Source organism: Microbulbifer maximicatervae (SeqCode) (assembly GCF_052468295.1).
Window position 1 is genome coordinate 2,521,810 of record NZ_CP174340.1, and the last position, 19,265, is coordinate 2,541,074.

At 50.3% G+C, this 19,265-nt stretch carries 14 protein-coding genes; 6 read left to right on the forward strand and 8 right to left on the reverse strand.

All coding sequences use genetic code 11. The annotated features are described in order from the left end of the window. Window positions 1-551: 551 nt before the first annotated feature. From ACJJIQ_RS11470 to ACJJIQ_RS11485, 4 genes are all read right to left on the reverse strand, one after another. Window positions 552-1,499: a hypothetical protein gene (locus ACJJIQ_RS11470; protein WP_444905683.1), complete on the reverse strand. Its 948-nt coding sequence runs from the start codon at window positions 1,497-1,499 to the stop codon at window positions 552-554. A gap of 284 nt (window positions 1,500-1,783) precedes the next feature. Next, complete coding sequence (cobN, locus tag ACJJIQ_RS11475) at window positions 1,784-5,725, reverse strand: cobaltochelatase subunit CobN (protein WP_445364668.1); 3,942 nt, start codon at window positions 5,723-5,725, stop codon at window positions 1,784-1,786. A 2-nt stretch (window positions 5,726-5,727) separates the two neighbouring features. After that, window positions 5,728-6,081: a DUF2149 domain-containing protein gene (locus ACJJIQ_RS11480; RefSeq protein WP_444912704.1), complete on the reverse strand. Its 354-nt coding sequence runs from the start codon at window positions 6,079-6,081 to the stop codon at window positions 5,728-5,730. Beyond that, entirely contained in the window at window positions 6,081-6,611 is a 531-nt protein-coding gene (locus tag ACJJIQ_RS11485; RefSeq protein WP_445364669.1) for a MotA/TolQ/ExbB proton channel family protein, read from the reverse strand. Before ACJJIQ_RS11485 ends, ACJJIQ_RS11480 begins: the two co-directional genes overlap by 1 nt. 229 nt (window positions 6,612-6,840) lie before the next feature. On the opposite strand from ACJJIQ_RS11485, the gene ACJJIQ_RS11490 reads away from it, so the two are divergent. After that, window positions 6,841-9,012 carry a TonB-dependent hemoglobin/transferrin/lactoferrin family receptor gene (locus tag ACJJIQ_RS11490; protein ID WP_445364670.1) on the forward strand — a complete coding sequence of 724 codons (2,172 nt, stop codon included), beginning with the start codon at window positions 6,841-6,843 and terminating at the stop codon, window positions 9,010-9,012. 92 nt (window positions 9,013-9,104) lie between these two features. Here ACJJIQ_RS11490 and ACJJIQ_RS11495 read toward each other — a convergent pair whose 3' ends face one another. Both ACJJIQ_RS11495 and ACJJIQ_RS11500 read right to left on the reverse strand, forming a co-directional pair. Further along, window positions 9,105-9,692, reverse strand: a complete 588-nt coding sequence (locus tag ACJJIQ_RS11495; protein WP_445364671.1) for an SRPBCC family protein — start codon at window positions 9,690-9,692, stop codon at window positions 9,105-9,107. A 152-nt stretch (window positions 9,693-9,844) separates the two neighbouring features. Beyond that, window positions 9,845-10,756, reverse strand: a complete 912-nt coding sequence (locus tag ACJJIQ_RS11500; protein ID WP_444957318.1) for a LysR family transcriptional regulator — start codon at window positions 10,754-10,756, stop codon at window positions 9,845-9,847. 123 nt (window positions 10,757-10,879) lie between these two features. On the opposite strand from ACJJIQ_RS11500, the gene ACJJIQ_RS11505 reads away from it, so the two are divergent. Then, window positions 10,880-11,614 (forward strand): glycine betaine ABC transporter substrate-binding protein, encoded by a 735-nt coding sequence (locus tag ACJJIQ_RS11505; protein WP_445364672.1) that lies wholly within the window; start codon window positions 10,880-10,882, stop codon window positions 11,612-11,614. Window positions 11,615-11,641: 27 nt separating this feature from the next. Further along, entirely contained in the window at window positions 11,642-12,748 is a 1,107-nt protein-coding gene (locus tag ACJJIQ_RS11510; RefSeq protein ID WP_413665258.1) for an L-dopachrome tautomerase-related protein, read from the forward strand. A gap of 44 nt (window positions 12,749-12,792) precedes the next feature. Here the strand turns inward: ACJJIQ_RS11510 and ACJJIQ_RS11515 are convergent, their stop codons facing one another. Then, complete coding sequence (locus ACJJIQ_RS11515) at window positions 12,793-12,999, reverse strand: DUF2905 domain-containing protein (RefSeq protein ID WP_282933328.1); 207 nt, start codon at window positions 12,997-12,999, stop codon at window positions 12,793-12,795. A gap of 122 nt (window positions 13,000-13,121) precedes the next feature. On the opposite strand from ACJJIQ_RS11515, the gene ACJJIQ_RS11520 reads away from it, so the two are divergent. The 3 genes from ACJJIQ_RS11520 (at window position 13,122) to ACJJIQ_RS11530 (ending at window position 16,687) form a co-directional block, all read left to right on the forward strand. Beyond that, window positions 13,122-14,288, forward strand: coding sequence for a PQQ-dependent sugar dehydrogenase (locus ACJJIQ_RS11520; RefSeq protein ID WP_445364673.1), 1,167 nt, complete (start codon window positions 13,122-13,124; stop codon window positions 14,286-14,288). 67 nt (window positions 14,289-14,355) lie between these two features. Continuing rightward, window positions 14,356-16,008: an amidohydrolase gene (locus ACJJIQ_RS11525; protein WP_445364674.1), complete on the forward strand. Its 1,653-nt coding sequence runs from the start codon at window positions 14,356-14,358 to the stop codon at window positions 16,006-16,008. A 205-nt stretch (window positions 16,009-16,213) separates the two neighbouring features. After that, window positions 16,214-16,687, forward strand: a complete 474-nt coding sequence (locus tag ACJJIQ_RS11530) for a GNAT family N-acetyltransferase (protein ID WP_445364675.1) — start codon at window positions 16,214-16,216, stop codon at window positions 16,685-16,687. A 510-nt stretch (window positions 16,688-17,197) separates the two neighbouring features. Here the strand turns inward: ACJJIQ_RS11530 and ACJJIQ_RS11535 are convergent. Continuing rightward, window positions 17,198-19,207 carry a tetratricopeptide repeat-containing sulfotransferase family protein gene (locus tag ACJJIQ_RS11535; RefSeq protein ID WP_445364810.1) on the reverse strand — a complete coding sequence of 670 codons (2,010 nt, stop codon included), beginning with the start codon at window positions 19,205-19,207 and terminating at the stop codon, window positions 17,198-17,200. Between the last annotated feature and the right edge of the window lie 58 nt (window positions 19,208-19,265).

Consider the following 19,265-nt stretch of genomic DNA (forward strand, 5'->3'; position numbering starts at 1 on the left):
CCAGCCCTACCTCATGTTGGCATCTTTACGATTCTTAACATTCGATATTTAGTTGAGACGATCGATCCTAATTATCACGCAGCTTTTTTTTGGGAAATTTTTCACATAATTTTCATAAAAATTGAACAGAATCTAAATTATTTTTCAAAACTGTGGGGAACGTCGGAATTAAAGCAGACATATTTCACGAAAACCCTTTTTACACCAAATTAGTTCAAGCCAAATACCAGTGGCGAGATTCCCCCAAATACGATCAGGAGTCACCTACAAAAAACCAAAAAATAAGTTTCACAAGAAACAAATTTGGTAGATTTTTAAGCAGAATTAATAATTTCAGTGTACGAAAGGCAATAGAAGAAAAAAGTTGAAGCTCAAATTTCTATTCCATTTTGGAATGGAATTTTCTGTGAGAAAAAGTGAATATAAGGACAAACTGGAAAATCGTAACTAGGCAGGCAATTCAGACAATCTATTTATTCTTGGCTGGGTAGAGATAAAGCTGTGCGCAGTGACTTCAACGCACAGCAATTAATTGGCTAATGACGACACTGTTACTCAACTCGATAGCGCAACAACACCAAATTATCCAGGACTATGTTTTTTGACCAGATAAATTTAGCTCCACTGCCATAAAACTGTTCCCGAAAATTCATATACGCGTTTTTATTGTCCACACCTATCTGCTGCTCCGAGTACTCTGTCGCATAAGGCCAAGAAAGATAGCGATCGTCGACTTTCCAATTTTTCGGAATATCCCAGTGCAGAGAATAGACTTGTGCACCTGGTTTTGGGGGCCTCTCAGCACAGTCCGAGGAGGTTCGCTCTTCTCCCCGCTCTTTCAAGCACCCCAAATCATAAATAGGTGCTGTATAAAAAGTTTGTGCATGCCACTTTGAATTCGTCTTGGTACCATCTGAAAAGCTTGCAATAAAGCCACCGTCACCGGCATGGGTGCGGACACCTCTGTTACTCTCTGTGCCTTCCCCTAAGTTCTCCTCCCAGTCAACCGCTTTTACAGCGATATCGTAGGGTCTCTTCACCCTGAACTTAACCACACTGGAGTTAAACGGCGTAAATGGAACCGGATCAACAGCAACTAACTTGCCATTGATATATAGCTCAAAATAATTGTCGGCAAAGATATAACCGGTAACCACCTCACCTTCTTTGTCGATATCGACCACCGGTACCTTTGTAAGATCAATATCATCCAATGAGGATGGAGTGACCCCAGAGCACTGGTTATAGAGATCCCCAGCAAAGTACCGCTTGCTGTAATTCACTTCAGCCGGAACGGTAAAGGCTTTGCCCTCTACCTGCTTCACCCCCATTGGCGACAACCGGGAGCGACCAGAAGCACAGGAAAACAGGTTCTCCGTTTCTACTTTGGCAGAACCCTCAGCCACCGCCCCATTGCTCGAGTAAGGGTTTTCCAGAGACCAGGCATTTGCCGTAATCGATATAAGGCCCAGGAAGGCCGCCTGATACCGTTTTCCCATCGTTCCAACCTCCTTTCAAGAGACAGCTTTAGTCAGAAGCTCACCAAGCTGTAGCCCTATTAATCTTACAAGCTGCAAGCTTAATGATTTACAAAGTAATCAAAATGCACTTTTCACCTTCTATATAGAAAGCTAACACAGTAAGAGAGTAATAGTTGCCGGGGTCAACAATTCTTAACCCTGTAGCCGAGGCAGCTTTAAGATTATTTACACGAAAGGGGTAAAGCAGAGGGGGGTTAACGGCACCCGGCTTTAAGCAGATCGGGTGCCGTTAAAGAAGGGCATTAAGCGGGCTTGGTTCGCACCCACTTATGATCAAAGAAACCGCTGACAAAGCCAGCCAACACTATAGCCATCAACAGTAGCCATATCAGCTTTTCCGGCTTATCACTGGGAGTCGGCTCTGCAACCTGCTCCAGCTTCTGGCCACTGACCTGTTGCGCAGCATTGGCGCTGTTAACCTGAGGGTTATCCAATACCTGGGCATTGGCCAGGGCCGCAAGGCCGAACCCTAGTGCCTGCTGATTGACGAATTCCTTGAACTTGTCATTGTCGGTAGCCACATCAAACTGATTTGCCAGCTCGGTGTAGGTCTCTACCATTTTCTCCAGGGTTTCAGGCTTCGCATCCCAATATCCCTTGCGCACCGCTTCCAGCATTCGCTCCAACATCTGGGCCAGGGCCTCGGCATTGTGCTCTTCGAAGAATTCGCGCATGTCCATTTCATATTTGTCATCCACGTAGACTTCAAACATTTCCTGCCATTGGTCGTCGCGAATGGTTTCCGGGGTCATTACTTCCCAGCCCCACATATTGTTGACGCGATCCAGGATAGCGGTAGCGCCTGCGTAGCCGGAATCCTGCATCGCCTCAATCCAGCGGGGGTGGAAGTAACGGCTGCGCATTTCCTGGTTGACGAACTCCGCAAGGGTTTGCGCTTTTACGTTATCTTTGCGACGCAAATTGGAAACATACATTTCCGGCGTGGCGCCATCCAGATTGCGAACCGCCAGACCGATACCGCCAAAGTATTGGAAGGGATCGTCATTGGTCATCATGGCGTAGAGGTTGGTGGAGCGGGAAAAAATCACCCCATCAGTGCCAGACAGCACTTTGCCGTACAGCTCAACACTGCGCTGATCCTCGCTCCAGCGGGATTCATCTTTACCATAGGCAAAGCCCATACGGCGCATATAGAGGTCAGCGAGCTTGTCATCCCCCTCCCAACTGTCAGAGGCCAGACTGGCGGCGGCAAGGCCCGTTCCATAGTTGCCGCTTTCATTGGAGAAGATACGCACCGATGACAAATAGCGAGCATCCTCTTCACTGTTGCCGTCTTCCAGCAGCTGCTGTTGCAATGCCTGGCTGTGGCGGTAGACAAAGTTATTGTCTTCTTTCATCTGCGCCACTTTATCAATGGCTTCTGCCAACCACAGCATCACGTTGGGGAAAGCATCCCGATAAAGGCCTGTCGCAGAGATTACGACATCAATACGCGGGCGCTTTAATTCCGAATAGGGAATAACTTCTGTACCGGTAACATTGCCCTGCTGGTTCCACTTTGGTTTTAGGCCCAGGGCGTGCAGGATCTGGGCTTCCAGGGCACCCTGGTGGCGCATGGTTTCAAGGGACCACAGGGAGAATGCCAACTTGTCCGGGAAGCGGCCGTGCTTTGCATGGTAGTCAGCAATGGTCTGGTCCATCAGCTGTACACCAGCTTCATAGGCTTCCTTCGACGGCACCTTAGCCGGGTTAAAGCCAATCAGGTTACGGCCGGTGGGCACCGCCTGTGGGTTGCGAATCGGGTCACCCCCATGGCTTACAGGAATGTAGTTACCATCGAGTGCCGACATCAGGTTTTCCAGCTCGGCAATTTTGGCAAAGTTATCGGAGTATTCCCGAGCCTGATCCAACTGGGCCTGCAACGGCTCAGGAACCTGCTCCAGCTCACCGCCCTCTAGGAAGGTATCCAGCAACTGGAACCCCGCCTGCGCTTCCAAAGCCACAACATTGCGCTCGTCCCGGGTTTGCTCTTCCGGCAAACGCAACCCGTGCTCCACCTCATATTCATCCGCTGCGGTGATAAACCCTTCACCCAACATTTGCAGGATGGTGCTGGTGAGGTGTTCGGTTTTGGGCAGCTGACCAAAACGATGGATGCCCAGCGGCTGGCTCATCTCTGCCAATTGACCCAAATGATCCTGCAAGCGGCTCAGTTGGCCATCAAAATCCGCACTTAAGGCTTCAGCACTGATTTCCAGATCCTTGAGCATATTGAGCTCTTCGGCCAGACCGATAATACGCTCTTGGGTATTGGCCCGGGTCTGCCCCTCAGACAATACCAGGTAATTGCCAATTAACTCGGACAACTCAGCCACTTCCGCATATAGGCCCGCTTTCGCAAAGCCTGGGGTTAAGTGGCTGATCATGGTGGCACGGCCACGGCGCTTGGCCTGCATAGCCTCTCCCACATTATCGATAATGTAGGGGTAGAACACCGGGATATTTCCCAGGGCCAAACTAGGTGCATCGTAAACCGACAGGCCCCGCTCTTTGCCACTGAGCCACTCCTGGGAGCCATGGGTTCCCAGGTGAATATAGGCATCGGCACCAAAGGTTTCCCGCGCATAGAGGTAAACCGCCAGGTAGGCGTGATTCACCGGGGTTTTCATATCGTGGTATAGGGAAGAGTGATCCTTGGCATTGTCCGCGCGAACGCCTTGCGGCAACACAATCAAATTGCCGAGGGTCATCCGGGGAATAACAAATGCAGGCTCGCCGTTATGTTCGGCCAACATGGCATTGTCTTCTGGCTTGCCCCAACGCTCTACAATAGGATCCCGCACAGTTGCAGGCAGTTGGTCAAACCAGGCTTGATAGGTGGACAGCGGCATCCAATCAGCCAGCCCTTTATCGATCAAGGCTACGCTGTCTTCGCGACGATAATAAGGGCGCAACAACTGCCCGGCCCAATCGATAAGGGTTTTTGAATCCCTGATATGTACCTCATAGCCTCTTTCGCGCATTGCCTGGGCAATCGACTCAATTGAGCTGGGCACATCCAGGAAAGCCGCACCGATATTTTTTTCCCCGGGCGGGTAGTTCCAAATAAACGTTGCCACCTTTTTATTGGTGTTGCTTTGATAAACGAGGGAGGCGTGATTCCAGGCGCGCTCTATCAAGGCCTGCATCTGTACATCCATCACTACTTTATTGCCGTCTTTATTAGCAGCGATAATCACCGGATCGATGCTGCCAGTATCTTCAGGCATTACCAGGAAGAATGGAGTCAGGGATGGAGATACACCGCTATTATCAGCAAAATATTCTTCTTCACTACCCTCGGTGTAATTGAGCGCGTGAATAACCGGCACTCCCAACTTCTCAAATTCAGCGCGGCGCTTGCTGACATAGTGCAGGGAGCGGTAATTAATCATCAAGTCAACACGGGTATTGCCGCTTTCGGTTTGCAATAATTCTGGATAGGAAAGCGGCAAGTCTTCGCCTTCAAAGAAGAAGGCGAAAGCCTTGGCACCTTTAGCCTCAAGACCATTCAACAGGGTGTCGACAACCTGCTGCTGCTCGTAATCCACCACGGAGCGATGGATGGCCACGGCAATCACTGGTTGCTGCTCAGCGGGCTTTAACCAGTCAAAGAAAAATTCCTCTTTATCGGTGACAAGCTGCTCCAAGCGGGGATGATAAAAACCCACCTTGGGTACAATTATCGGTTCCGGTACTGAGCCACTGGAAAATTCAAATACCTCTGCCGACAAAAACTGCATCATATGACGGTAGTTTTTGCGGCCCGCATTATTAAAATAAGCGGCAATCGCCCGATGCTCGGACTCTGCCAACCCCTGGTTCATGGACTTATTATCTGCATCCCCCAGGGAAATCACCGGAACTTGCGGATGCTTGGCCAGCATTGGCTGGAACTTGCCAAACATAAAAGCAGAAAGCGCCGGGTTGATGCCATCCAGCATTATCAGTTCAGCGGAAGACCAGGCCAGGTCAATTTCCTCATCGCTCTTACCTTTGCTGTTAAAGATCTCCAGCTCAAAGGGTTGGTCTGCAGAGAGATCAGTCAGCAATGTACCTTTTGCCTTGGCCGTGTGGCTCGACATCATCAAGAGTACTTTGGGTTTATCGCTGGCCTGGGCAAAGGTTGCAAAAGCCAAGCTCATCAACAGGCACATAAAACGTGCCCACAGTTTATTACGCACCACTAATTCCCCCCCGAAGCTTTTTCACCGGCTGGAGTATCTTTACCTTCCCCTTCCGGTACATAAACCAGGCTGCCATCGGCCATCTGGTAAGCCACTCCCGCACGGGTGCCCTCCCCTGAGCCAATTTCCCCGGTGGATTTGTATTGTTTGATTTCCTTACCGTCCTTGACGATCACTTCCATATTGGGTTCGCCGGCATTTTTAATCACCGTGACCTTTTCATTGGAAAAAACGTTCAAGGGATTTTGCGCAATGGCAATCAGCAGCGCGGCGATAATGACCAGAAACACATCGATCAGGTTCACCGCACTCAGAATAGGATTCAGTTCTTCATCTTCGTCGAGGAAGCGCATCAGTCGACCTCCTTCAGCTTGCGGATATTGATCAGCTCAGAGGCAAACCAGCGTTTTTTCACTGAGGCGGGCCAGAAGGTAATTGTGGAGATTACCAAGCCCCAGATCACAGCGGCGAAAGCAATAATCAGGTTTTCACTAATTCCCTGGATATTGCCATCGGCCAGCGCGCGAAGTGCCGGCCCCATAGGAATCATGGTGGCAATCAAACCCAACATGGGCGCGATTCGGGTAGCCATGCGAAGAAGTTCCAGTTTTCTCAACGCAAAAACTTCCAATTCGTCGTCACATGCCAAAGGGTTATTCACGTAAAAGTTGTGCACCTGGTAGCCCGGCAGGCGCTCAACCCGACCTTGCTTCAATGCCAACCGATAGGCTCCGGCATTTTTACGGCGAAGCATCCACAGTGAAATAAAGCGCCCGGCGGCATAAAGCGAGTAGATAAAAAGTACCAGGATCGCCAGTAATACTGGGGCCATAAACAGGTCGGCCACATCCGCCATTAAGGTCTCAATTGATTGAATATTCACTGCAAGCCTCCCAAGCCCCACTATTGATGCCGTTCACAAATTTGAGCGGAAAGTACCCAAAGAAACTTTTAAGGTCAAATTTAATCTAATTGATATTGATTCGCATTCACCTTTACATTTTGATAAGTATCCATATAATCTCGCTCCGAACTGGTCGACAAGACCAAGCGAAAGGGCAACCAGAGACCCTTAACGAGCAGACCGAATCAACGACATCAAGGAATTCACCATGAAACGTCGCCCACTAGCAGCAGCCATTTTGGGCTTAGCCTCCGCCTCAAACCTGTGCGCAGAGACCCCGACCTCTCCGTCCAGCAATGAACTCGAGCTGATCGTCGTCAGCGGGCGCGCAGAAAAACCCCTGAAAGACGTTGCGGGCAGCGTTTCCGTGGTGACCAATGAAGAAATTGAGCAGCTTCAGCTCAATGACATGAACCAGCTGTTCCAATACGAGCCCGGTGTTAAAGTAACCGGTGAGGCTGGCGGCGCGCAGAATATTCTGGTGCGCGGCATGGGCGGTGACCGTGTACTGATTATCAAAGACGGTATGCGGGTGAACGAGGGTTATGGCGCCAATGGCCAAAACGACATTATTGGTCGCGGCTTTATTGAAGTGGACACCCTAAAGCAGGTTGAAGTTGCCAAAGGCGCAGCCTCCTCCCTGTACGGTTCAGACGCCCTTGCCGGTATCGTAGTGTTCACCACCAAAGATGCTTCCGACTACCTGGAAGATGGCGAGCAGTTTGGCGGATCTATCAAGACCGGCTACAACGGCATCACCAGCCAGCACAATGTTTCCCCTACCCTTGCCCTGCGCACCGGCAATTTTGAGCAACTGCTGCACACCACCTTCCGCGATGGTGAAGAACAACAGAACTACGACGAAACCCAGGACCCCTTCGAGATTGAATCGAAGAGCATCCTGTACAAAGGTAAGTACAACCTGGGTGGCGAAGACTTTATCAGTTTCAGCATCGACCACTGGAACCAGGAAACTGTCGGTGACAGTGCCGATGGCCTGCTGTATTACTTCCGCGGACTGGCCGACTACGGCTACAACATCGTCGCTGAACAATCTGTTTCCGACAAAGAGACCACTGCATACCAGCTCCGCTACCACAGCGAGACTCCAACTGCGATTTACGATCAGGTAAATATCAGCTTGTACAACAACAAGTCTGAACAGGAAGACGAGCAGTACGGGCAACTGGACATCAACGCCCCCATGTTCGGTGTGATTGAAATCCGCGACATGTGGGAAACCGGCCTCTACCGCCAGGACACTATCGGCCTGCTGTCCAACGCCAGCAAAACCCTGAATGAGACCCACACCCTGGGTTACGGTCTGGACCTGGAGCAAACGGAGAGCGAGCGTACCGTTCACCAATACCGTGAAGTTGCGGGTAGCTCCACCCTGGACTCCACCACCGAGAAATTCCCAGAAAACGAAGTGGCGCGCGCCGGCCTGTTTATCAATGACGAAATGTCATTCGCCAATGGCCAGCTGACCGTTACCCCGGGGCTTCGCTACGACTGGTACGAGATGGACCCCAACGGTGCATTGAAGTCTGATGACACTCCATTTGCCACCATTGAAGAAAGCAATGTTTCCTTCAACCTGGGTGCGCTGTACCGAATCAATCCGAAACTGTCCGCCTTTGCCCAATACGGACAGGGCTTTAAAGTGCCGGCCTACGATTTAGCCTATATCGAACACTACCTGCAGCCGACCTCCAGTTACATCTACGAGGTTCTGCCCGCCGACGATCTGTCACCAGAAACCAGTGACACCTTCGAACTCGGCCTGCGCGGGCACCTGGGCCCGGTAGCTTTCAGTACTGCAGCGTTTTATACCGAATACGATGATTTCCTTGAAACAACTTTAATTCACCAAGAATTTGTAAATGGTGATGACGGCAGTTTCTCCCATGTATTTGAACAGTACCAGTACCAGAACATCGAATCTGTCACCATCAAAGGTATAGAGGCGAGCGCCAGCTGGTACCTGTCTCCAACAATCGAGTTGCTTGCAAATGCCAGCTACCAGCGCGGCGAAAACGACACCACCGGTGAATACCTTACCAGCATCAGCCCACTTTCTGGCGTGGTCGGTGCAAGCTACAGCGGAGCCAAACTCTCCAGCCAGGTACTGGTGCGCTGGGCAGACCGTATGGAAAGAGTGAACGACGGCGCTACTGAAACTGCCGGTTATGGCACTGTAGACTGGACCCTGGGTTATCAGGTAATGGACTCCATGTCTGTGAAGTTGGCGGTTAACAACCTGATGGATAAATACTACGTTCCCTACCTGAATGTTGCAGGCTGGGATGAAGGTAGCGATCTTTCTGTCAATGCGGCGCCGGGACGTACTTTCTCTGCGTCAATCAGATACGATTTTTAATTAACGAGTTTTACACTCTCCTATCTCGCAAATAAGTCCCTTGATGGCCGTACTCCCATGCGGCCTTTTTTTTCGGCGTCAAAAAAATACAATTAATCCGTGTAAATCTTCTCCATCATTTCTTTCACTTCCGCCTGGTATAGTCGCAATGCTTTTAACAGCTCAAGCCTGAATAGCGGCATATAAAGCAAGTACACTAGCTGATATATTGGGTTCGCAGAGTGCATTTTGAAATAACACTGTCTCTCCCAGTGACTTGCCCCACCCTTCATTTCGGTAATGGTGTAACTGAAATGGCCCGTGATGTGTTTAGTAATTGGTAAAAATAATAGAACCAGCGCACCACCGTAAATCGTCTTCCCCTCCCAGGAAATCTTATTGGGCCGCTCATAATTTATTAATTGATGCTTCATTACGTGGTAGCCAGTAATCCCCCAATATTTTTCGATCGCCACGCTACCTACAGTGGACTTATCGCCCCCCAGATTGTATTCCGCAAATAAAGTGTTCGGATATTTGCTTTCCCAATTTCGCAGGTCTACCACATAATCAAACAAGGCTTCGGGTGGAGATTGTATAATGGCCGCATTTTTGTAGAAGTAGGACTTGTCTTTAAAATACAGCACCAGGCAAATCAACACATACAGAATAATTACCGCATATATGATGTCTAGTATCATCAACTGCCTCCACCACTAAAAAACTTAATACCGGCACTGATATAAATGAACTAGAAAGTCACAAGCCTAATTATAGAAGAATAAAAAAATGCCATAGCTTTACGGCCTGAATTCAAAATAAATAAAGATAACAATCAACTTGAGAGGGGCGATTAAATCCTCGCAGAAGTGGACATAAACTTCATGGCCAATCGGTCTGCAAATACCGTCACCCGGCGCGGCTGGGCCCGGCTTGGAGGGAACAACATTTGAAGTGGTACTGGCGGTGGAGTGTACTTTTCTAACAGGCGAACCAGCCTGCCCGCCTGGATATCCGGCCCTACATCCAGTTCCGATTTTAAAATAATGCCACTTCCCTTCAGGCACCACTGGCGAGCCAGTTCCCCGTCATTGGTCACCCGGTCACCGCGCACCACCACAGTTTGCTCACTTCCCGATCCATCGCAGCCGCCGAGAAAGCGCCAGTGGTTGTCCAGGTTTTCACCGAAACGCATCACCAGACAGTTGTGGCCCTTCAGGTCGTCAGGCTTTTGTGGAGTGCCGCGCTCTTGTAAATAGCTGGGAGAAGCGCAGAGGATGCGCTGCTTTTGGCTCAGGGTCCTGACCCGAAGTGAACTGTCGGTGATTGCGCCGAAACGCAAGGCAATATCAATACCCTGACCAACAATGTCCACATAACCATCCGACAACAGCAATTCAATAGAAATAGCCGGGTGATCCAGTAAGAAGCGGTCAATTTCCGGGGCCACAATCGCACGCCCCAAGTCGCAGGGGGCACTTACACGAATGCCACCGGATAGGGTCTGTGCTCCTGATCGAATACGGCTTTCAAGGTCATCTACTTCGCCCAGAATCTGTTTAGCACCCTCAATCAGGGTACGCCCTTCCTCTGTCAGGCTAATTGCCCGGGTTGTTCGATTCAATAACACCACACCGAAGTGCGACTCCAATGCCGCAAGGCGCTCGGAAACCCTGCTGGAAGATAGGCCCGAGTCCCGCGCTGCAGCGACCAGACTACCTTTATCAACAATTTGCAGGAACAACTTGAGATTATCTATCAGCATTGATCGGAAATATCGAATATTGATTTCTATTAATAGCAGTTTATCCGGTAAATCAAAGCAACCACAATACCCCTATCGCAGTAAATACTGCACAGTCACAAACTTACACTAGGGAGTTTCGGTATGGATAACAGTATTCGCATCGGACACATTGCGCTCTCTTTCCACGAGGCCAGCGCTCGGGAAGTCGCCAAGGTTCTCGAGGCTCACGGCCACCAAACCAGCTTCAAGTCCGCCCCCCATGAGGCGGCCTTCGAGTTGCTAAAAAACGGGGAAATCGACCTTCTAACTTCGGCCTGGCTGCCTTCCAGCCAGGAGGTCTATCTGAACCCCATACTGGACCAGGTCGAAAAAGTGACCGTGCTGTATGAGCCCCACTGTATCTGGGGTGTGCCGGATTATGTGCCCGAAAAAGCAATTGCCAGCGTTGATGACCTACTCAGCGAACCAGCCCTCACCCGTATGGATCGCCTGATCCAGGGAATCAACCCCGGTGCGGGTATTAGCCGCTTTTCCGCTGAAATGATCCAGGCCTATGGCCTCGATAAGGCAGGTTACGAATTCCGACCGGGAATAGAAGCGGACTGCTTCAACCGTTTTGAAGACGCCGTAGCGCAGGAGCGCTGGGTAGTGATCCCCTTGTGGCACCCACAATTTCTTCACAACCGCTACACCATCCGCGCACTAAAAGAGCCCAAAGGCCTTCTCGGCACTCAAGATAAAGCAACGCTCATCGTGCGCAAAGATGCCAAACAGAAAATTGGCAGCGCCGCCCTGGCTGCGCTGTCCCAGCTTTATATCGGCAACAAAAAGCTCAGCGCCTTGGAAGATGCGCTGCGCAAACAAGCCAAAAACTAAAACACCGTAAAATTTAAGGAAGTCGCAATGAAGCCCCCGAAAATACTATTTGCCGCACTGGCTCTTGCAGGTGTTGGCAGCTTAGCCACCAGCGTCACTCACGCAGCTAAAGCGGAGTCCCTGCAAACAGTCACTGAATTCAGCGAATCCCGCGCTGCTGGTGTCACTGTCACCCCCAATGGTCGGGTACTGGTCAGCATGCACCCACTGGATGCGCCAAAACTAAAAGTACTCGAGGTAATGGCCAACGGCTCCAAGCAACCCTTTCCCAATCGAGATTGGGCGGATGGGCCTGAACAGGGTGAAGTGGGCTTTGGATCAGTAATTGGCATTCACTCTGATAGCAAAGGCATCGTCTGGATCTTGGATATGGGCGGTGAAAATACACCCGCCCAACTTGTCGCCTGGGACAGCGTCAATAATAAACTGCACCAACAGATTGAAATCTCCAAGTCCGCATTAGTGGAAAATTCATTTCCGCAGGATTTTTCCCTGGATGAAAAGCGCCAAAAAATCTACATCGCCGATATGTCTTTCGGTAATTTTAACGGCGCGACCAAACCGGCAATTATTGTCGTCGACCTGAAAACCGGTCACTCCCGGCGCGTACTGGAAAGCGCTAATGAATTTATGCCGCCAAAGCAGGATCTCATCATCGGCGGAGTTTTGCTAGCGGCTAAAACTGCAGGTGATACGAATAAAAGCCTGCACTTTGGTCTCAATCCCATTGCCCTGGACGAGAAGGCAGAATGGCTCTACTTTGGCAGCCTCAGCGGCGATAAAATCTTCCGCCTTCCTGCGGCACAGTTGGCGGACGCCGATATTTCCGAGAGTAAACTAACCGCACAAGTTGAAGAATTTGGCCCCAAAAACCCCAGTGATGGCATTGCAATGGCACCGGAAGGTGGCGTGCTGGTTACCGACCTGCAGAATAACGCCATTGGACTGACCACCCAGGGCAATTACCAAATCCTGTTACAGGACAAACAGCTCTCTTGGCCTGACAGCCTCGCTATTAGCAATGGCTGGGTATATATCACCCAGGATCAGCTTCACCAGCATCCTGCTTTCAGTTCTGGCCTTGGTAATGCCAAGCCACCCTACAAGCTGATGCGCTTCCGCTACACTCCATAAACTCCCTCTCACCGCCAGGAGATAGTTGCCCTGGCGGTTTTTTATTAACGTCGAAATAAATTCACCAGTAAACTCAATACCAAACTAACGATAATCATCGATACAATTGGAAAGTAAAAACGGGTGCGCCCCGACTCCACACGAATATCTCCCGGCAAGCGCCCGAACCAGCTGAATAACCCTGGGGAAAAGTGCAATAGCACCCCAACCAACACTAAAATTATTCCTGCGATAATCAACCAGCGGGACATCTATTCACCTCCCTACAGAGTGATTTAACGCCCTGACAATTACCCTGGCGTACTGCCTGGACATTCCCCAGTGACTACTCTATCTATGCTCAATCCCGAGACAAATCGATAGAGGCCATGTGGTGAAATCCCCCCTTATTGTAGTTGTCACAACCTGCATCTTTTTTAGCACTGCTGCCAATAGCCAGAATAATCCTTTGATTTCCCGGGGCACTATCCCGCTCGCCGAAGAGGTTACCCTTACTTCAGTCGCCGGCCCACTTGAATACCCTTGGGGTATAACCAGCCTGCCCGATGGAAGTTTTCTTATCACCCAGCGCAGCGGACAACTCAGAATTGTAAAAGATGGAAAATTATTGGCGGACCCTATCGGGTTTCCAGCAGAAATCTTATTTCTTGGCCAAGGGGGCCTACTGGATATCGCTGTGAGCCCCACCTTCCCTCAAGACCAGATGCTCTACTTCAGTTATGCCATTGGCAATATGGACAACAACCGACTTGCCATTGGTCGGGCTAAATGGAATAACGGCATGTTGGAAAACTTTGAAGAGATATTCAAGTCCGCGCAGGGTAAAAATAACGGCGCACACTTCGGTTCCCGGCTCGCCTTCCTACCCGATAAAACGTTGCTGGCTACCATTGGCGATGGCGGTAATCCCCCACAAGAATTCCTCGATATTTTTGCCCGGGAACAGGCCCAAAACCTACAAACCCACTTCGGCTCCATTATTCGTATTAATGGGGACGGTTCCATTCCCGACGACAACCCATTCAAAAACCAAGCAGATGCCCTGCCGCAAATCTGGAGCTTTGGCCACCGCAATCCCCAAGGATTGGTGATCGATCAACAAAGTGGGGAGATCTGGTCCTCGGAACACGGCCCCGCAGGAGGCGATGAATTGAACCGCCTCAAAGCTGGCAGTAACTATGGCTGGCCAAGGGTCACTTTTGGTCGGGACTACCGGGATGGCTCCAATATAGCCTTCAAAATCGAGGATCCAGAATTTACTTCGCCCGCACTGGCCTGGCTCGATACCCATGCCCCTGGAGGACTGGCCTTCTACACCGGCAATGCCTTCCCCGAATGGAAAGGACGGCTTATTTCCGCCGGGTTAGTTAGCGAAGATTTAAGGATCATTCAGATAAAAGATGGCGCTGCCATTGGCGAGCTAAGGATACCTATTGGGGAGCGCGTACGCGACGCAGAAGTTGGCCAGGATGGCAGTCTTTACATATTGACCGATGGCCCCAAAGGCCGTTTACTGCGCATAGATCCAGAAAAACAATAACTCGAATTTCAAGATATTCGACTAGTTGGGGCGAGGTCCAAAAGTCGCCCTATAAGGCAAGCTATCTATGCATTTTTTCCGCCCCCTTACCGCCACTCTACTTATGGCCACCTCACTGTGTGTTCAGTCCACCACTCTGATTCACAATGTTTCCGGCTACCAAACTACTGATGATCAACTACTCACGTTCGATACTTTAGCCTTTGATCAAGGTAAGGTACTGGCAACTGGAAGCTATCAACAGCTGGAAAAGCAATTTCCTACAGCCGATAGAATTGACGCGCAGGGTAAAACCCTACTTCCAGGCCTAATTGATGCCCACGGCCATATGCTGGGTCTGGGCCAACTCACCGGGGAATTGGACTTACGCGATCACTCCCTTGCACAAGCACTCTCAGCCATCAAGAAGTACGCCCGGGATCTGGGGCCCGACGAATGGCTATCGGGCCGTGGCTGGAACCAGGTTACCTGGCCCAACAAAGCTTTCCCAACCCATAAACAACTAGATAAATTGGAAATCAAGCAGCCAATTTGGTTGCGCAGGGTCGATGGCCACGCAGGTTGGGCCAATTCCAGGGCCCTGGAGTTAGCGGGGATCGACAAGGAAACCCAATCACCAGATGGCGGTGAGATTCTACGGGATGAAAACGGCAACCCGACAGGCATCCTGATCGATAACGCCATGAGCCTGATGTACAAGGCGATACCCGCACCTACTTTAGCCCAGGAGAAAAAGAACCTACAAAATGCATTTACCACCGCTCTCTCCCTGGGATTAACCAGTGTGCATGATGCGGGTATCAGCGAACAGACCCTGAACGCCTACCGAGACCTAGCAAATAAGAAAGCCATCCCGTTGCGTATTTACCCCATGCTTTCAGTAGATAGCCACAACTATGCCCAGTTACTTCAGGCGGGGCATATTGGAGAGCCTTCGGACCGGCTGTATATGCGCAGCATCAAACTTTCCGCCGATGGCGCCTTGGGAAGCCGAGGCGCTGCCCTGCTGGAGCCCTACCACGACCGTCCTCAGGAAAAGGGGCTGCTGCTCTACCCGGAAGACAAAATGTTGGCCTTGCTCAAGCTGGCTACCGACAATAACTTCCAGGTTAACGTACATGCGATCGGCGACAGGGCTAACCATATCGTACTGAACCATTTGGAAACCCTAAACAAGGCAGAGAGCCAAGCTGGCTATCGTCATCGCGTGGAGCACGCCCAGGTTATTGAGGTGGAAGATATTCCGCGCTTCGCCCGGCTCAACCTGATTGCCTCTATGCAGCCCACTCACGCTACCAGCGATAAGAACATGGCCGGCGACCGCCTGGGGAATGAGCGCCTGATCGGCGCCTACGCTTGGCAGACGCTGCTGGAACAAGGCACTCCCATCGCCGCAGGCTCCGACTTCCCAGTAGAACCCGCAAACCCGCTTTTCGGTCTACACGCCGCAGTTACCCGCCGCGACCGCCAGGGAACCCCCAGTAAAGGCTGGCGAACAGAAGAAGCTATGACTCTGGAGCAAGCCCTGCGCGCCTTTACCCTGGATGCAGCCTATGCCAGCCATCAAGAGAAAGTCATCGGCAACCTTGAAGTCGGGAAGTTCGCCGATTTTATTTTGCTGGATAAGGATATTTTTACCATAGCTCCCCAGGAGATCTGGAAGGTACAGGTTCTGGAGACCTGGGTTGAAGGAGAGCAGGTCTACCGTAAACCCCTGTAGCCAATCACTGAGCTTCAGCTTTTACCGCACTTCAAGCCTGCGAATATCGGCGAAAGCCGGTATTCGCAGAAACAACGACTACCCCATAATTCACCAAGAGCCTTGTATTGCGCTATTGCTATACTACTTTTTGTGGCTACAAGAAAACCCTATTGGTAAAGCGCACATAGGTTAACGCCTCAAATAGAAACAAATAGACCGCGCTATGAAATACATCCAAATACCCGTAAGCGATGCACCTTTGTATCTTCTACTCGAAGCAGATCCCTCTAAGAAGAAAATAGACAGCTATTTACCTGAATCCTGGTGCTTCGCAGCAATTGATGCTGGCGCTGTGGAAGGTATATGCGTAGTAAAAGAAATTGATACCGCAATCGCTGAGATTTTCAATATCTCAGTTTCTCCTGAAATGCGACAGCAAGGGATTGGATCAAAGCTGTTAAAGTTCTCCATATCAGAGCTCATCACCAGGAGAGTTCATAGAGTTGAATTGAACACCGGTACATTTGGTTACCAGCTGACCTTTTATCAACGCCATGGATTCAGGGTTGAATCTGTTGTTAAAGATTATTTCTTACACAACTATGATCAACCCATTGTTGAGGATGGAGTCCGGCATAAAGATGCCTTAAGATTACTATTAGAACTAACCAAAAATATTAGCAAACAACCAAGCTAAAAAACTAACATTTCTTTCAGATTAGATTTATCAAACAAATTTGTACAGCCTTACTTGCCACAAGATATTTTCGGCACACCCCGAACAAGATTGACCTTCTCATATTGAAACCCCCAGATAAGCTAATATCATCATAGATGTCAGTAAATAATTAAGAAGTTAATTTATAGCAGTGTAAAACTGCTAACTTGCCAACACCTTGTAAATCCGCTCCGACCAAATGAAAATTCACAGAAAAAATTCGCTCAAAAAAATTCACCAGGGTTTGTTTATAGAAGGAAAGCCTGGATACATTTTAGCCGCCATTGAGTGTGACTATTGGATGAAATTGAATACAACTAAAGTACGCAAATCGCGCTCAGACATGACTCGGCCTTAGCATGAAAGACTTGTTGAGGAGGCTAAGCTGAAATTTGAAGGCGAGTAGGCATCAATCTTTGCCTTATCGACCCAATGCATCATCTTCCTGAATGGAACTAAAGAACTAACTGCCGCTAGGTCACATTCCAGTCAGGACGCCAGATATGCCTCTAACTCCTCAGACAATATTTCCTTTAAAGGCTCCAGCTCAGATTCAAAATGCTTCCACTGATCCGTACCGCTGCGGTAAATAGGCTTGCGAACCTGCTCTGCACTAGGTGTACGCACGGCGCGTTCGGTACGGTGGAACTCCAGGCATTCCTCAGCAAATGGCAGGCCGCAGTAGTCCAGTAAACGACGCACCTGCCCTTCCAGGTCATTCACCACGTTTTCATAATGCACTCGCAGAACTTTACCCGGTAGCACTTGATCCCAGTGATCCATCAAACGAACATAGTCGCGATAATATTCACCAATCTGCTCCAGACCATAAGTAAACTCCTGCCCCTCCGCAAACAACTGCTTAAATCCACTAAAGCAACAAGCCATAGGATGGCGGCGGGCATCGATAATTTTTGCATTGGGGAGCGCCAATTGAATTAAACCGATATGGCGAAAATTATTCGGCATCTTATCGATAAAGAAGGCAGCCTTACCACGATGTATTGCAGTTTCTTCGATATAGCGCTGGCCGATCTGTGCGAGCTGGTCGGCACTCAGCGCTTGCAGCACCCCCGGATAACGGGGTTCATCACTGGTCCGTCGACGGCCATCCAAGCGGCGGGCGGAAGCCAGAATATTGTGCAACTCAAAAGTACCATCCACTTGCGGGTGGGAAGCGAGAATTTGCTCCAGCAGGGTAGAACCGGCGCGAGGCAATCCCACTATAAAAATCGGGTCTGGCGAATTAAAACCGGAATTCAGGTTTTTGCTAAACAGTTCCGGCGTGCAGTGAGCAATTTGTAAATCTGTATCCCTGCGGTTTTGCTCAATGCTGTACTGGCACTCTTGCTGCTTTAGCCCATTCCCCAGCTCATACCAGGAAAAAGATTCTGTATATTGTCCGCGATCCTCCAGAGCCTTACCCAAAGAGAAGCAAAGGTGGTAACGATCTTCCCGCTCAGTGGCTGGCCCCCCTTGTAACTCTTGCATCTGCTCAATTTCAGCATCATCAAAGCGGTAAGTTTTCATATTCGCCAGGCTCCAATAGGCATCACCAAAATCCGGCCTGGACTCGTAAGAAGCCCGATAGGCATTAATGGCCTGGTCAGCTTCGCCTATCGTTTTAAGAGCGTGCCCCCGCTGCAGTAGGACGCCATGCAATCGGGGAGATTCAGCCAGGACCTGATCATAGATCTGCAATGCAGTCTGATAATCTCCAACCATGGCGCACTGCGTGGCGAAAAGAATGTCACTCTGCTGCCCACCCTGGCCATCCCGCAACATGCGGGCCTGCGCCAAGGCGGCGGCAAACTTCTGCCTCTTGCGCAATACACCGATATAATCGAAACGCGCCTGATGGAAGTGGGGGTTCATTTCGAGACAGCTTTCCAGCAGGAAATCTGCATCATCGAGCACCCCCAGCTCGGCGCCAATTAATGCCAGCAAGCGCATTGCTTCTGGATGATGCTTATTCTTTTGCAGAAAACTGCGGCAAAGTTGCTCCGCCTTATATAGTTTCTTCTCATACAATAGGCTGGTGGCACTCAGTAGTGCTGGAGGCAGGCTTTGCAGATGCTGGAATTGGCGCAGGGCCTTTAGGGCATCGGGCTCTTTGCCTTGTGCCCGCAACCCCACAGCGAGCCCCTTCCAACTGGCATGTAGGGCCGGATTCAATTCCAGCGCCTGCCGATACGCCTCCACCTGCTCCGAAAGCCCGCCCAACTTGGCAAAGTTATGCCCCTGTTCCTGATAGGCACGGGCATGTGAGCTATCCAGTTTCAGCAACATGTCAATTACCGCCTGGGCCCGATCAGTACTCCCCAAATATCTCAGGCTCACCGCCAATAAATAATAGCTTTCCGGGTCACCCGGAAACTTGTCCACCAGCTGTTGAGCCTGTTCAGCAGCGCTGGAAAAACTCCGCCCCTTCAGCGCGACTCGGATTTTTTGGGTGAGTTCAGCCTGGAGGGCATCAGATTGGGAGTTGTGGGACTGCACTGACAAGGGCAATATCTCATTAGTTTGTAATTACATAGGGGGCGCGCACTGGGCACAC

Excerpts from the sequence above, each read along its gene's own strand:
- ACJJIQ_RS11530 (WP_445364675.1), top strand. The coding sequence starts at position 16,214 with ATGAAATACATCCAAATACCCGTAAGCGATGCACCTTTGTATCTTCTA.
- ACJJIQ_RS11490 (WP_445364670.1), top strand. The coding sequence starts at position 6,841 with ATGAAACGTCGCCCACTAGCAGCAGCCATTTTGGGCTTAGCCTCCGCC.
- ACJJIQ_RS11470 (WP_444905683.1), bottom strand. The coding sequence starts at position 1,499 with ATGGGAAAACGGTATCAGGCGGCCTTCCTGGGCCTTATATCGATTACG.
- ACJJIQ_RS11510 (WP_413665258.1), top strand. The coding sequence starts at position 11,642 with ATGAAGCCCCCGAAAATACTATTTGCCGCACTGGCTCTTGCAGGTGTT.
- ACJJIQ_RS11505 (WP_445364672.1), top strand. The coding sequence starts at position 10,880 with ATGGATAACAGTATTCGCATCGGACACATTGCGCTCTCTTTCCACGAG.
- ACJJIQ_RS11480 (WP_444912704.1), bottom strand. The coding sequence starts at position 6,081 with ATGCGCTTCCTCGACGAAGATGAAGAACTGAATCCTATTCTGAGTGCG.
- ACJJIQ_RS11515 (WP_282933328.1), bottom strand. The coding sequence starts at position 12,999 with ATGTCCCGCTGGTTGATTATCGCAGGAATAATTTTAGTGTTGGTTGGG.
- ACJJIQ_RS11525 (WP_445364674.1), top strand. The coding sequence starts at position 14,356 with ATGCATTTTTTCCGCCCCCTTACCGCCACTCTACTTATGGCCACCTCA.
- ACJJIQ_RS11495 (WP_445364671.1), bottom strand. The coding sequence starts at position 9,692 with ATGATACTAGACATCATATATGCGGTAATTATTCTGTATGTGTTGATT.
- ACJJIQ_RS11500 (WP_444957318.1), bottom strand. The coding sequence starts at position 10,756 with ATGCTGATAGATAATCTCAAGTTGTTCCTGCAAATTGTTGATAAAGGT.